The 14,943-nt window shown below is 36.9% G+C and carries 14 protein-coding genes, 1 pseudogene and 2 other annotated features; of the genes and pseudogenes, 11 read left to right on the forward strand and 4 right to left on the reverse strand.

Annotated features, from left to right (window positions below):
• Positions 1 to 20: 20 nt before the first annotated feature.
• Positions 21 to 814, reverse strand: a pseudogene (locus tag C568_RS32065) (class I SAM-dependent methyltransferase).
• Between the two features lie 116 nt (positions 815 to 930).
• Positions 931 to 1,204 (forward strand) — a binding site (T-box leader).
• 51 nt (positions 1,205 to 1,255) lie between these two features.
• Between C568_RS32065 and metG the strand changes: the two are divergent.
• Positions 1,256 to 2,884, forward strand: a complete 1,629-nt coding sequence (gene metG, locus C568_RS0122265; RefSeq protein ID WP_018782753.1) for a methionine--tRNA ligase — start codon at positions 1,256 to 1,258, stop codon at positions 2,882 to 2,884.
• A 31-nt stretch (positions 2,885 to 2,915) separates the two neighbouring features.
• On the opposite strand, the gene C568_RS0122270 is transcribed toward metG, so the two are convergent.
• Positions 2,916 to 3,818, reverse strand: coding sequence for an EamA family transporter (locus C568_RS0122270; protein WP_006096476.1), 903 nt, complete (start codon positions 3,816 to 3,818; stop codon positions 2,916 to 2,918).
• Between the two features lie 538 nt (positions 3,819 to 4,356).
• On the opposite strand from C568_RS0122270, the gene C568_RS0122275 reads away from it, so the two are divergent.
• The 4 genes from C568_RS0122275 (at position 4,357) to C568_RS0122290 (ending at position 7,203) form a co-directional block, all read left to right on the forward strand.
• Positions 4,357 to 4,971: a DedA family protein gene (locus C568_RS0122275; protein WP_003201786.1), complete on the forward strand. Its 615-nt coding sequence runs from the start codon at positions 4,357 to 4,359 to the stop codon at positions 4,969 to 4,971.
• 201 nt (positions 4,972 to 5,172) lie between these two features.
• A complete protein-coding gene (locus C568_RS0122280; RefSeq protein ID WP_018782754.1) occupies positions 5,173 to 5,394 on the forward strand; it encodes a helix-turn-helix transcriptional regulator in 222 nt (73 codons plus the stop codon).
• Positions 5,384 to 6,097, forward strand: a complete 714-nt coding sequence (locus C568_RS0122285) for a DUF3169 family protein (protein ID WP_018782755.1) — start codon at positions 5,384 to 5,386, stop codon at positions 6,095 to 6,097. The genes C568_RS0122280 and C568_RS0122285 overlap by 11 nt, the downstream gene beginning before the upstream one ends.
• Positions 6,097 to 7,203, forward strand: coding sequence for a M50 family metallopeptidase (locus C568_RS0122290; RefSeq protein ID WP_080740089.1), 1,107 nt, complete (start codon positions 6,097 to 6,099; stop codon positions 7,201 to 7,203). Before C568_RS0122285 ends, C568_RS0122290 begins: the two co-directional genes overlap by 1 nt.
• Before the next feature lie 157 nt (positions 7,204 to 7,360).
• Here the strand turns inward: C568_RS0122290 and C568_RS0122295 are convergent, their stop codons facing one another.
• Complete coding sequence (locus C568_RS0122295; protein WP_018765049.1) at positions 7,361 to 7,747, reverse strand: DUF3938 domain-containing protein; 387 nt, start codon at positions 7,745 to 7,747, stop codon at positions 7,361 to 7,363.
• Positions 7,748 to 8,114: 367 nt separating this feature from the next.
• Positions 8,115 to 9,008, reverse strand: coding sequence for a YitT family protein (locus C568_RS0122300; protein WP_018765048.1), 894 nt, complete (start codon positions 9,006 to 9,008; stop codon positions 8,115 to 8,117).
• 275 nt (positions 9,009 to 9,283) lie between these two features.
• Here C568_RS0122300 and C568_RS0122305 point away from each other — a divergent pair, with 275 nt between their 5' ends.
• From C568_RS0122305 to C568_RS34860, 6 genes are all read left to right on the forward strand, one after another.
• A complete protein-coding gene (locus tag C568_RS0122305) occupies positions 9,284 to 9,568 on the forward strand; it encodes a hypothetical protein (RefSeq protein ID WP_018782757.1) in 285 nt (94 codons plus the stop codon).
• 28 nt (positions 9,569 to 9,596) lie between these two features.
• Positions 9,597 to 10,379, forward strand: a complete 783-nt coding sequence (locus C568_RS0122310; RefSeq protein ID WP_006096484.1) for a membrane protein insertase YidC — start codon at positions 9,597 to 9,599, stop codon at positions 10,377 to 10,379.
• 156 nt (positions 10,380 to 10,535) lie between these two features.
• Positions 10,536 to 11,342, forward strand: a complete 807-nt coding sequence (locus tag C568_RS0122315) for a hypothetical protein (RefSeq protein WP_018782758.1) — start codon at positions 10,536 to 10,538, stop codon at positions 11,340 to 11,342.
• A gap of 389 nt (positions 11,343 to 11,731) precedes the next feature.
• Positions 11,732 to 11,967, forward strand: a binding site (T-box leader).
• Between the two features lie 65 nt (positions 11,968 to 12,032).
• A complete protein-coding gene (locus tag C568_RS0122320) occupies positions 12,033 to 13,346 on the forward strand; it encodes an APC family permease (RefSeq protein WP_018782759.1) in 1,314 nt (437 codons plus the stop codon).
• A gap of 163 nt (positions 13,347 to 13,509) precedes the next feature.
• Complete coding sequence (locus tag C568_RS0122325) at positions 13,510 to 14,682, forward strand: MFS transporter (RefSeq protein WP_029427618.1); 1,173 nt, start codon at positions 13,510 to 13,512, stop codon at positions 14,680 to 14,682.
• 79 nt (positions 14,683 to 14,761) lie between these two features.
• Positions 14,762 to 14,932 carry a hypothetical protein gene (locus C568_RS34860; protein ID WP_003209008.1) on the forward strand — a complete coding sequence of 57 codons (171 nt, stop codon included), beginning with the start codon at positions 14,762 to 14,764 and terminating at the stop codon, positions 14,930 to 14,932.
• The last annotated feature ends 11 nt before the right edge of the window (positions 14,933 to 14,943 follow it).

The raw sequence follows: 14,943 nt of genomic DNA on the forward strand, positions 1-14,943 counted from the left end.
TGAAGGGATCCTTTTTTGTGTTATGTTGTAGCAATTAATGTGTAAAGTCCAGGGACTCTATTTTCAATACCTTCTGGAGAGAGGAAGGGAAGACCCAGCGCTGGTGTGGACCACGTTCCTCAATAAGTTCTTCAATTCGTAAGTTTGCTTTAGCAATCTCTGTAATAATTTCTCCTAACGTCCAGCGACGAATCTTCGTTTTTGGTAGTAGGTCTCGCTGCGTTTTATCCAGTAGACTGCTATAAGCAACGTTATCTTCAATAATCTCTTCATAAAAATAATTCCCGTTTGCCTGGAACATTTCATGATCTATCGCTACTAACTTTGTATAGAGAGGATGATAATCCCGAAGTATGAAAGTGCCACCGTCTTTTAGCAGCCCAGCGATTAATTTAAAGAGTGGCTTAAGATCTAAAAAATAGTGGAGTACACCTAGCTCCAATAAAACAACATCGAATGTTTTGGAAGGAGAAATGTCTAGTACATCAGAAACAATATATGTAATAGAGGTTCCTGCAGCATCCGCTAGCTCATTTGCATATTTGGCATTGCTTTCAGAAATATCTACAACTGTTACGTCAGCACCTAATAATGCGAATGCCACAGCTTTATTTCCTTTCGAACCAATTAAATTTATGATGCGTTTTTCCTGTATATTCTCTATGTAAGGTAAGTAATAGGATACTTCATGGGCTGGATCTTGTAATAATTTCTTTGCATATTCCTTGGGTGTACCGTGCCGATTGGTCCACGCCTCATAGGCAGCAGCGTTCCAACTTTGCTTATTAATTGTGCTTAATTGTTTTTGATTCAATGAGATCGCTCCTTTCTTTAAACATGTATATATTCGGAAGGGATTATTTATTTCCTGTTTTCCTTTGTGAAAAGTTTGATTTTTCTGTATTTTGATCGTAAAATACGTGTTATATATGAAAAGCATTGAAAAGGAAAAGTAGAATGAAACCATTCTTTCCAGAGAGCTTCGGGAGCTGAGAAGAAGCAAGAATGTTCATTTGAACAATGGCCTTTGAGCTGCGTCCTGAACTTATCAGATGATAATAGTAGGGGGCGACGAGAGTTGGTTCTCGTTATCAAAACCACAGTATAAGAGCGTAATATTGCTCCGTACTTGACGAGGTCAGTTGTGTGAATAGCTGACGAAATAAGGTGGTACCGCGACTGTTTATACAGCCCCGCCCTTATCTTTTTAGAAGATAGGGGTGGGGCTTTTTATATTTAAAAGGAGGAATAGATGATGAGTACTTTTATTGGAGGAGCTTGGCCATATGCGAATGGCTCTTTACATCTTGGGCATGTTGCGGGTTTATTACCTGGGGATATTTTGGCTCGCTATTATAGAACGAAAGGTGAAAATGTTCTTTACGTATCAGGAAGCGATTGTAATGGAACTCCGATTGCTATTCGGGCAAAACAAGAAGGGATTACTGCAAAAGAAATTGCAGACTATTATCATGAGGAATTTGAGCGATGTTTTAAGGAGCTTGGTTTTACGTATGATTGTTATACACGTACAGATGCACAGCATCATCATGAAACGGTACAGAAGATTTTCTTACGTTTGTTAGAAGAAGGATTTATTTATAAAAAGACAGTTGAGCAAGCATATTGTGAAACGTGTACACAATTTTTACCGGATCGCTATGTGGAGGGGGTTTGTCCACATTGCCATGAACCAGCACGTGGGGATCAATGTGATGCATGCTCAGCTATTTTAGATCCACTCGATTTATTAGAAAAGAAATGTAAGCTGTGTGGAAATACGCCAGCAGTTAAGGAAACGGAGCATTTCTATTTTGCCTTGCATAAATTTCAGCCGCAGATTAAAGATGCCGTAGCAGTTGCAAAACGAGAAGGAGCATGGCGTGATAATGCAATTCAATTAACAGAGCGTTACTTAGAAGAAGGATTACAGGACCGGGCTGTATCACGTGATTTACCAATTGGAGTGCCAATTCCAGTTAAGGGATATGAGGATAAGAAAATTTATGTGTGGATTGAAGCTGTTGCTGGTTATTATTCAGCGAGTAAACGATGGGCTGAAGAAACAAGGCAAGATGATGGGGAGTTGTGGAGTAGCAGCGCGAGGACATACTATGTTCATGGGAAGGATAATATCCCGTTCCATTCTATTATTTGGCCAGCTGTATTACTTGGGATAGGAGAAAAGGCAATTCCGCGTCATATCGTTTCCAATGAATATTTAACTGTTGAGAAACGAAAGTTATCGACAAGCAAAAACTGGGCAGTATGGGTACCGGATATATTAGAGCGGTATGATCCAGATTCGATTCGTTATTTCTTAACGATTAATGCACCAGAAAATCGCGATACCGATTTTTCTTGGCGCGAATTTATTTATAGCCATAACAGTGAGTTACTAGGCGCATATGGGAACTTTGTAAATCGTACATTAAAGTTTATTGAGAAATATTATGACGGTGCGGTACCAAAAGGGCATATAAATCTAGAGCTAAAAGAAAGAATAGAGGAATTATATCGTAGTGTAGGAAATGCAATTGAGCAGGCTCATTTTAAAGTAGCAGTAGAAACAATCTTTGAAACGGTACGCTTTGCGAATAAATATTTTGATGAGCAGGCGCCTTGGAAGCAAAGGGAGGAAGAGCCTGTTGCTTGTGAAGAGACGATTTACACCTGTGTATATTTTATTGTGAATTTTGCGCAGTTACTGGAACCGTTTTTACCGTTTTCAAGTGAAAGGGTGCGGAATATGCTAGCGATTACGAATCCGGGCTGGAAATGTGAAAATATATTGCCAGAGCGGATAAGTCATGTACAGCCTTTATTTGAAAGAATTGATATAAAACAAATTGAAAAAGAGGTAGAAAGGTTATATGGAGCATGAAAGTAAAAAGAGCACATGATGTGCTCTTTTTTTAGGCGCTATGCTCTATGCTCTTTTTCTTCTCCTTCCGTGCAGTCAAAATTTGTGGTGTAAAAATACCAAGCAATATGCAAACAATGCCGAGCCATTGCATCGGTGATACGACTTCATGAACAAGAGTGATAGAAGCAATGATTGCTGTTGGTAGTTCTGCAGCACCTAAAATGGTTCCCAATCCTATACCGACCTTTGGTACACCGATGGAGAAGCAAATTACCGGTACAACAACACCGAAGAATCCAAGGAAGAAAGCGTACTTCCATAATCCAGCTTGCAAGGCACCATCCATTAAAAAGGTTGGTGGAAAGAATAAACACACAATAAGTGTAGCACTTGTTGTCATAAGGAAGCTTTTTGTATAGGGTGGTACATTTGTAGCAACGCGGCCACTTGCAAAGACATAAAAGGAAAAAGAGACAGCGGCTAATAGTCCAAAGATAATACCCTTTGTAGAGAAGTTTTGACCAAGCCCTTCAAACACACCGCCTGCAAATAATGTTCCGGCAAATAAAATAATAATAGATATTACCTTTTCGCGGCTTGGTAATGTCTTGTTAGCGACTGCTTCAATGACTACTCCAATCCAGGTAAATTGAAAGAGTAGAACAACAGCGATGGAAGCAGGTAATTCTTCTACAGAAATCGCGTAGAAAATCCCGGTCATGCTCATTGTTGTTCCGACAGCTAATAAGGTCAATGCTTGTTTTTTCGAGACTTTATGACGCGAGAAGAAAAGAACGAGCAATAAAAGTCCCACCCAACCAAATACATATTGTCCACCTAGTAACTCATGTGCAGAAAACCCGTTCATAAAGCCAAGTTTGAAAATTGTAGAAAGTACGCCGTAGCTGCAGGCGCCAAATAAAACTAATAATGAAAACTTAAATTTCTCCATAAAAAATCCTCCTTCGACAAATAAAAAACGCCCGCTGTCCAATTCAGGACAGCGGGCGAACGAAACAGAGTGAAAACTCTACAAAATTCCGCCACTCACAATCGTGTGTGAGTTTGGATATAAAACATTTGATAATGACTATGACTCTAGTTTATAGCAATCTCTTTTACATTTTCAATATAAAGTAGATGTAATTCTTTTCGCAAGTTTTGTGTGTTTTTTTAGAAATCACATGTGAGAAGAGTTGCGCGTATCTTCTAAAATAAGGATAAGTGAATTTCTAAAAGTTAACTATGCGAAAATGAGAGAAAAACGCAATTTTTTTGTATATAATAAAGGAGAAATGAAAAAATTTGAAAATATATAATAGATATTAGGAGAATTTGCATGAATATGGGGTATTTTAGTATTTCCCTTACAAAAATGTAATCTAAATGTAAGCTATTGTGATAGTTATTTCGACAATTTTTTTATACAATAATAGTAACAGTTTGAACGTGATAGATGCTGTAGATAAGAGAGAAAAGGAGAGATCGACATGGAATGGATTCATGAATTATTTCAGCAATACGGTTACTATGTAGTACTTGTAGGGTTGCTGTTAGAGTATATTGCGCTTCCGTTTCCGGGAGAGCCAACACTAGCATACGCGGGTTTTTTGGCGCATCAAGGGGATTTACAATTACCACTTTTAATTATCTTATCATGTATTGGAACGAGTGTTGGGATGACAATTCAGTACTTTTTAGGTAATAAACTTGGTATGCCGTTCGTACAGAAGTATGGGAAGTATGTGTTTTTAACGCAAAGAAAAATTGATTTAACGAGAATGTGGTTTGATAAATATGGATACTTCCTTATTTTTATCGGATTCTTTATTCCAGGTGTACGCCATTTTACTGGATACTTTGCAGGCATTATTAATTTACCATTCCGTCGCTTTGCTATAACGATTTACTCTGGTGCTCTATTCTGGGTATCTTTCTTCTTAATCGGTGGCTATTGGTTAGGTGGAAACTTACATGATATATTTGGAGTACTTGGACAACACATTGGGAAAATTATCTTTGGAGTGATTGTTATTGTAGCAATTACGTTAGGAGTTCGTTTCCGCAAACAATTAAAACGCGTATTTGTACAAAGTGCAAATTAATATGGAATCCATTCTATGTCGGAAATTGGAAGAGGTAGTGCTGATAGGCACTGCCTTTTTTATTTTCCTTTTAAGTTTCATGTAACAGTTTGTTTTATAGAGTCGTTTTGACATACATTAATGTCAAAATGACAATGATAATTGACAACTATGAGGATATTATTTACAATTTTAGTTAAATAAACGAAAAAGAGGTCGAATATGAAGCTTCAAAATCGAGTGAGAGAATTTCGAGCAAAGCATCGAATGTCACAGGGTGATTTAGGGAAAGTAATTGATTCATCGCGGCAGACGATTAGCTTAATTGAGCGCGGAGATTATGCGCCTTCAATTGTTTTGTCGCTGAAGATTGCGCATGTTTTTGGAGTACCGGTGGAGGAGATATTTACATTAGTAGAGGAGGAAAAGGACGATGAGAAGTAAAAAGAAAGGGAATTTGTTTACGATTTTGAAGATTTTAATGGCTATGATGGGTGGTTTTGGTGTTGGTTTTATATTAGCGGATGCTTTTGTACCAGGACGAAGAATAGTACCTGCGCCTAGTTATTTAGTAATCATTGCGCTTATTTTATTTGCCGTAGGGATTATGTATCGAATTTGGAAAACGACACGTTTCTTAAATAAATTACGTGATGAAGAGGAAAGCATTCAAGGTAGACGGTTAGGAGCACAATTAATTTATTTACGTGCAAGTGAAATCATTATACCGTCTTGGGGAGTTTATGCATACATATCTTGCTATCGCTCTTATATAACAAATACAATGTCATTATTTGAAGTTGGAAATGTAATTGCATCTTCAGTAGGGATCATTGTCGTTATCTTATTAGGCGTTATTATGAAAAATCGATACAACGCACTGTATCCAGAACAGAGCGTAACATATTCACAATCACTTGAGATGTGGGCAAAAAATGCAGATGAAGGACAAACTCACATCGTTCATGAAGCAGGGTATCGAGCTTATCAATCTACAAATATTGTTCTTGTATGCGTATGGTTGGCTGCGATTATTTATACGCTTTGGACGGGAGAAGGTTTCTTCTTTATTGGTATGATTTCATTTGTATGGGTATTGCATATTGGGAAATACATGTATGAAATGCATAAGAAAATGATTTATTAATGTTAAAGATTACTGAGGGGAGAAACAAGGTGGATATTTTGAAAAGGCCAGCTTTTTCTATAGTTATTGCTTTTGTTTGTTCAGTTATATATGGATGGATCAGACCAGAAAAAATGCAAGGGTTTATGGAAATATGGGGAGTACTGCTTATTGGAGTACTTGTTTTTGCAATTCATGAACTTGGGCATGTTATTTTTGGTCTGCTAAATGGTTTGAAGTTTAAATTTATGGTAGCAGGCCCTATTACTATCCAAAAAGAGGGAGAGAAAATACGGATAAGAGAAAATAAATTGTGGTTGTATTTTGGAGGCGTAGCTATGTTGTTACCTCCGTCTATACATACACCAAATCTTTCAAAGAAATGGGCATGGATGACGCTAGGTGGACCGATAACAAGTTTGGTGTGCGGTTTGTTAGCTGGTTATGTATACATGGTGAGCTACTACCAATTTCTTTTATATTTTTCTGTATTACATTTAGCAATCTTTTTAGCTACAGTGATTCCAATGAAGGGAATTATGCTTAGTGATGGCAAACAATTTTTAATCTTAATTAAAGGTGATGAAACGGCGCAGCAGCATTTACATAGTATTCAAGTATCTAGCGAGTTGTGGAGCTTCAAGCGGCCAAAAGATTGGGACGAAAAGTTAGTAGAAATAAGTGAAGAAAAAATAAAGGGCGATGAAGAGGTAAGAGAAGTACTGAGTGATCTTATGCTCACGTTTTATTCGCGATGTGATAGAGAAGGAATGGAAACAGGGATCGTTTGCCTAGAACAGGTTTTACAAATACCTGTTACAAAAGAAAATAAATATTTTGTTGGTGGTTTTCATAGCTGGTATTTGTTATATAAAGTGCTATATGATATGGACGATGTTTCTTTACAAGATATGAAGCAGCACGCGAAGGCTATAACAAAATTGGACCCGCATGGGTATTACCGTACACATGCAATCTTAAAATATTTAGAGAAGGATGCGGAATCCTTTCATACATATATGAAGAAGGCAGAAAGTGAGTTAAAGAATGCTGAAAAGAGTGGAGTCGGTTATTTACAATTAGAACGAGAATGGTTCCAGCTTTTGCAAAAGAAACTCGTAATCTAGGGGATATCTTACACTGAGTAAGATATCCTCTTTCCTATATATAATTTTATATAGCTTGATATAGTGAATGGTGAGGATCAAGGCGTGTCGTATTTTGTGGAACGGTCGATATATTGCAAAAAGAGGCTGGAAGATTCATCTTCCAGCCTCTTTTGTATTAAGAGTTGCTCTCGATCCCTCGACCATTTTCTTCTTCAGGATCTTGTAATAGGTTAAACACATCTGCTAAGCAAAATGCGATAAACCAAGTCCAAAGACCGTGGAAGAAAGCTGAGCTTAATTGTAATGGTAATGTGTAATTCGTCATTGAGAAGGAAATACATCCTCCAACGATTCCGATCATTGTTAATAACATTGTTTTTTGAGCATTTTCTTCTGGATTAAAGAGGAAGAAAATGTATCCGCCTAATATTGAAGCGCTTACAAGTGATTCGATTCCATTAAAAATGATATGTTCTCCAAGCTGAATGTTTGTCCAGAAGCAAATCATGCCGCCGATAAGAGCAAACAGGACAGCTACCATGTACCGTATATGTTGATTCATATGTTCATCTCCTTATGTAATAAGATGATTTGGAAGTCAAAAAGGTAGGTATAGTAATAGAAGTAAATTTTAGTTGCACGTATCTTTTTTAGAGTAATGAAGAATAATTAAGATAATTGGTCACTTTGAACCGTTTCTTGTATGATGCGAAAATGATTCGTTATTACGTAAACTTGCACTTGAGATATACCCGACTTCTCGTTTCTTTTTGCTTATACAAGTAAGAGAAACTCCCAAGTCTATACATTCTTTTTTGTGAGTCTTATTGTATTATAACATATTTAGCTTAATAATAATAATAGAATTATCTGATTTTAAAATGAGTGTAAAAATAAAAGCGCAAGGAATTCGAATTCCTTGCGCCTTCTTATATACGTTTGAAACGTCCAACGATTTCAACGGTTTCTGTAATATTCATAAACGCATGATTGTCTACATGACGAATGATACGCTTTATTTCTCCTAATTCGTAACGGGTTACGACAGTGTAAATCATTTTTTTCTTATGGTTGGTATAGCCGCCGACAGCGTCTACCATCGTTACACCACGTATGCCGTGATGCAGTAGTGCGCTTTTAATTTCCTCGCCTTTTTCTGTAATTGTCATTATCGTTAATTTAATGTGTTTTGTATGTACAGCATCAATTACTTTGCTGACAACAAAACGACTAATTAATGTGTACAGTGTAATATCCCATCCGAAAATAAAGCCAGCGACAACAAGTAAGATTAAGTTGAAGCCAAAAATAATAGCACCAATCGAAATGTCTTTATATTTCGCTACAATCAATCCAACAACATCAAAACCACCTGTTGAAGAAGCAAATCGGAATATAATCCCTGAGGCTGCACCACAGATGACCCCACCAAATACAGAAGAAAGTAAAATATCATCTGATACTTGATGTACTGGGATAATGTTCATGGCAAGTGATGATACAGCCACGAAATACGCTGTTAAAAAGGTTGTCTTCTTTCCTAAGTAAAAGTGACTTAAAATGAGAAGAGGGATATTTAGTAAAAAGATAAGTGCACCGATATTATAATGCATTAAATAACCGATAATCATCCCAACTCCAGCGAAACCACCGCTAATCATATTATGCGGGATAAAAAACATATTCATTGAAATAGCATACAAAATGGAAGCTATAAAAATAACAATCAACTGTATTACAAATTCTAAATGAAATGTTCTAGCTGCTGGGAAGGATAAAAAGGCGGTGTCGGGAACGTAATCGGCGTCTCCTAATTGACCCATAGTATGTTTCATCTCCATATTCATTTTTGATTACAAGAAGAGAATAATGCTTTTTTCAAAAACTGGCAACCGTTTTATTATAATACGAAAATTTTATAAATTTCTAAAAAATCAAACCTATTCAGTTATATGTGTGAATATACTCAAGAAAACGAATACAATGGTTTTCTGAATCATTTTTGTGAGAAAATATGCAAAACATTTATTTGAAAATAAAAGGAAATAGAGAACGTTTGGAGAATGTGCTAAAATGAGCTTATTAAGGATGTGAAGCGATGGAATTTTTATTGCAAGATGCAATTCTATATATAACTTTTGTAACGACAGCATTCTGTTTATTAGAAGTCTATTTTCTCGCTAATGTTTCTCGCTTTGTACGCCAACAAACATCAAGCGGTAGACAAAGAGCTTTCGCATTCGTTGATATATGTGAAGAACATATAGGAAATACTCCGCTTTTTTCCATCTTCTATAAATATGGAATGGTTCGGTCGGTTCGCAGACAAGAATCGAGCGGAGAGAGTGATGAGGTAGGTCCATATTTACCAATGTTTCGCTAACTAATTACGAAACATTGGAGGAATGAACATGTTAAAATCATACCGAGCTGTGCTCGTTAGTTTATCATTATTACTTGTTTTTGTTTTATCTGGTTGTAGCAGTACGGCACCAATTGATGCACATAGTACGGGGGTTTGGGATCACTATTTTGTTTATCCAATCTCGCTTATGCTTCAATTTGTTGCTCATCATGTACCTGGCGGAAGCTTCGGTATTGCAATTATTATCATTACGCTTGTGATTCGTTCAGCAATGATTCCATTAGCTGTTTCGCAATATCGTAGTCAAATGAAAATGAAAAAAATGCAGCCACAGATTCAGAAGTTGAAAGAAAAGCATGGTAATGTAAGCAAAGATATTGAAAAGCAAAAACAATATCAAAAAGAAATGTCAGAACTAATGAAAACAGGCGGTTGGAATCCTTTGGCTGGTTGCTTGCCACTTCTAATACAAATGCCGATTTTTTCAGCATTGTATTATGCGATTAGCAGGACTGAAGAGATTCGTACATCTTCATTTTTATGGGTAAACTTAGGACATGCAGATCCGTATCATATTTTACCGATTCTTGCAGCGCTAGCAACATTTATTCAAATGAAGGTTATGCAGTCAAATGTGACACCTGGAGAGCAAGTTCAAATGCTGAAAGTGCAACAGTTCATGATGCCAGCAATGATTTTATTTATGGGATTTGCGGCGCCATCAGGACTTGTATTGTACTGGATTACAGGTAACATATTTACAATGCTACAAACAATTGTGCTTAGAAAAGTAATGGATCGTGAAGAAGGACAATTACAAAATGCATAGAAGAAAGCCGCTCAATTGAGCGGCTTTTATTGATTTGTTGAAGTTTATCTAATGGTTAAGGAAAAATTAAGAAAACCAATTTACTATGTGAATTGTATACGAAGGTGTACAAGTTTTAGAAAGTTATTTGATATGAAATGAAGGAGGAATTTTCATATGAAGAAGAAAACAATTGGGTATGTAGTAGCTGCAGGAGCTTTATCACTAGGAATTATGGGAGGGGCAGGTATCCCTGCTTTTGCTGCAGCTAGCACAGACAATTCTACACAAGCCACAGAACAAACTAAGAAAGGGACTTCGTATCAAAACTTGGATGAAGCAACGAAACAAAAAGTGCAAACGATCATGCAGGAAGCGAAAAAGCAATTAGCAGAACTAGGTGTGAAACTTCCTGAAAAAGGGAAACGAGGAGAAATGTTTGCTAACCTGGATGATCAGGCAAAAGAAAAGGTAAAAGCAATCATGGAGCAGAAAAAGTCTGGTACATTAACACATGAACAAGTAAAAGAGAAATTGGCTGAGCTAGGTGTGAAGCTTCCTGAAAAAGGGAAACGAGAAGAGATGTTTGCTAACCTGGATGATCAGGCGAAAGAAAAAGCGAAAGCGATCATGAAGAAAGAAAAAGCAGGAACATTAACTCATGAACAAGCAAAAGAGCAATTAGCAGAACTAGGTGTGAAACTTCCTGAAAAAGGGAAACGAGGAGAAATGTTCGCTAACCTTGATGAGGCGACGAAAGAAAAAGCGAAAGCGATTATAGAGCAGAAAAAAGCAGGAACATTAACTCATGAACAAGCAAAAGAGAAATTGGCAGAACTAGGTGTGAAGCTTCCTGAAAAAGGGAAACGAGAAGAAATGTTTGCAAACCTTGATGATGCGACAAAGGAAAAAGCGAAAGCTATCATGAAAAAGGCAAAAGAGCAATTAGCGGAGCTTAACGTTAAATTTCCAATCAAGGATTAATGGGAGCAAGCGAATAATTGATTAAAATACAGAAGATACGAAGACTTTTAATAGAACGGTCTTTCGGATGGTGAAATGAAAGAGACTGTGTATAGGATTTATTTGAGGCTAAACTTCTCCCACTGGAGAAGTTTGGCCTTTTTCATTATGCAAATGATTTCTATACCAGAAAGAATGTATTCGGCATTGGGCAGTAGGGCACCATACGAGGAAGATAGATGGGGATTATTATATTAGGATTAAAAAAGTGTTAAAATAATTATGAAATGAGCGTTTATGAAGCTTGTAGAAAATTTTAAGAAAAAAATTGTTCATATGATATATATATAAACACTCTTGATTTTTTTGAAAAATTCAATATAATGAACATTAACTACAAAATTCGACATCAAGAAGTGATGATGAGGACACGATCGATTTTTTACGATTCTCAGAGAGGGAAGTCTTTGGCTGTGAGCTTCCTAATACGGAAAAATAGATTACCACCTCTGAACTGCAGCAGTGAACGAACAATCAGTAATTGCTTGCCGGCAAACACCGTTATCTAGACTTGAGGAATTGGTGAAGTATGTTATTTTACTGATGAAACAAGGGTGGAACCACGAATACAACACTCGTCCCTTTTTTAGGGAGGAGTGTTTTTTTATTTTATTTTTGCATCACACTAGAATTGGAAGGAGGATACGCAGCATGCATCATGATGAGAAAAACAAAATTGGTTTAACTGTAGCACTATCTATCGTTGTGGGGACTATTATTGGGTCTGGTGTATTTATGAAGCCAGGAAGCGTATTAGATTACTCAGGGAGTTCGAATATGGCAATTCTCGCTTGGGTAGTAGGTGGCTTGTTAACGCTAGCTAGCGGTTTAACTGTAGCTGAAATTGGAGCGCAAATTCCGAAAAATGGTGGATTGTACACGTATTTAGAGGAGATTTATGGGAGCTTTTGGGGGTATTTATCCGGCTGGATGCAAACAATTGTATACGGCCCAGCTATTATTGGAACATTAGGTTTATATTTTAGCTCTTTAATGATTAACTTTTTCTATTTAGATAAAGTATGGAATTTACCAATTGCAATTGGAACAGTTGTGTTCCTTGGTGTTGTTAATAGTATGGGAACGAAGTATGGGGGGATTGTCCAAACAATTACGACATTAGGAAAGATGATTCCAATTGTATTAATTGTTGTGTTAGGTTTTTGGAAAGGGAATAGCGATATCTTTAATGTAGTTGTACCATTATCAGAAAACCAAAGTATTGGAATGGCAATTTTAGCAACGTTATTTGCTTACGATGGCTGGATTTTACTTGCTTCTATTGGCGGTGAAATGAAGAATCCAACAAAGTTATTACCAAAGGCAATGACAGTGGGGATTTTAATTGTAACAGTTGCTTACGTATTAATTAACTTAGCTCTACTGAAAGTATTACCAGCTGCGAAAATCGTGGATCTTGGTGAAAATGCGACAGCGACAGCAGCAAGTATGTTGCTTGGAGAATATGGCGGGAAAATCATTAGTATCGGTATTATCATTTCTATTTTTGGATGCTTAAACGGAAAGATTTTAACATTCCCGCGTATTCCAATGTCAATGGCGGAACGTGGACAACTTCCATTTTCTAAGTTTATTGCAAAGGCACATGAAAAATTTAAAACACCAGCAAATGCGATTACTTTTGAAATTATATTAGGGATTATTTTAATGATTATGAGTGATCCAAATAAGCTTTCCGAGATTTCCGTATTTATTATTTATATTTTCTATGTGATGACATTTATCGGCGTCTTTATTTTACGAAAACGTAATGAAGGGAAAGAACGTGCATACAGTGTACCGCTATTCCCGATCGTACCAATCGTGGCGATTTTAGGATCACTATTCGTAATTGGAAGTGCGATTATTAATGATTGGAAAAGCTGTTTCTTATCGATTGGAATGGTATTTACAGGTCTTCCGGTTTATTGGTATTTAAATAAGAAAAAAGAAACGCAGTCTTAAAGAATAGGGATAGTGAAAAGAGCGGGCATATGATATGTCTGCTCTTTTGTTTGTAAAAAATTTCCGGGTGTGTGCAGGAGAATTTACACTTGATTGCAAATGTTATTTTGGTTACTATGATTGTAGTAACCAAAAGTGAACGAGAGAAAGTGTGGGGAAAAACTTGAATTTTCGTGTATATATTTTAGCTATTGCGGCATTCGTAGTCGGGACGGTTGAATTAATTATTGGGGGTACGCTGGATTTAGTAGCAAATGATTTAGGCGTATCTATTAGTGTAGCTGGGCAATTAATTACAATATTCTCTGTTGTATTTGCTCTTTCAGGGCCAATTTTATTAGCGATGACAGGGAAAATTGAGCGTAAAACATTATATATCAGGGCATTATCTATTTTTTTAATTGGTAATATCATTTCAGCATTTAGTTTGAATTACGGGATGCTCATGTTCTCAAGGGTCATTTGTGCAGCAAGTGGGTCGTTGATTATCGCATTGTCAGTAACGTTAGCTTCTAGTGTGGTGGCACCGCATTTTCGTGCGCGTGCAATCGGAATTATTTTTATGGGGATTAGCGGGTCGCTTGTACTTGGTGTACCACTCGGTCTTGTCCTTGGGAATGCATACGGATGGCGTGCTCCATTTGTTTTAATTTCAGTATTAACGGTTATAGCAATTGCGAGTATTTCTTTATTCTTAACAAAAGTTCCACCAGTAGCTGTATTGTCGATAAGAGAACAAATTGCTACTTTGAAAGATAAAAAGATCGTTAGTGCGCAGTTAACATCATTCTTATTTTTAACAGGACATTTAACACTGTACGCATATTTAACACCCTTTTTAAAAGACGTGATGCATGTGGAAGCAAACTGGATTAGCGTATTTTACTTTATTTTCGGCATTGCAGCAGTAATCGGCGGCGGATTTGGTGGTTGGCTTGCAGATAAGTGGGGTTCGAAGAAAAGTATTATCTCCATTATTATCATCTTTGCATGTGCCATCTTTATCTTACCGATGATGACATTTTCATTTCCGCTATTTATTATCATGATGGGGCTTTGGAGTATGTTAAGCTGGGCAATTTCACCAGCGCAGCAAAATTATTTAATTGAAATTGCACCGGAATCAGCTGGTATTCAGCAAAGCTTAAACAACTCAGCGCTTCATTTAGGAATTGCACTTGGTTCAACGGTAGGCGGAGCTGTTATTGAACAATCGTCGGTTATATATAATGCATGGGTAGGCGGAGGCTTTGTGATTTTAGCACTGCTTTGCGCGGTCTTCTCGATTACGAGAGGGCAATCTACTCATGTGGCAAAGAAGGAATCTATCGTTTGATAGGTTCTTTTTTGTTTGAAGTGAATTGAAGGGTTTACCATTATGATATAGTAGGGTACAGGGTGAGGAGTGATGGTATATGGATTTGGAATCGGCGATTGGCTTTTTTGCGATGGTGTTACCAGTTTTTCTGATTGCTTTTGTACTACGATGGATTCGCTTCCTCTACCATAATTCTGAGAAACAGGTTCAGCAAAATGAGAAGATTATTGAGTTATTAACTGAAATAAAAAAGCAAAATGAAAAATAGCAAAGAGAGCT

Source organism: Bacillus sp. 95MFCvi2.1 (genome assembly GCF_000374965.1).
GTDB lineage: Bacteria > Bacillota > Bacilli > Bacillales > Bacillaceae_G > Bacillus_A > Bacillus_A pseudomycoides.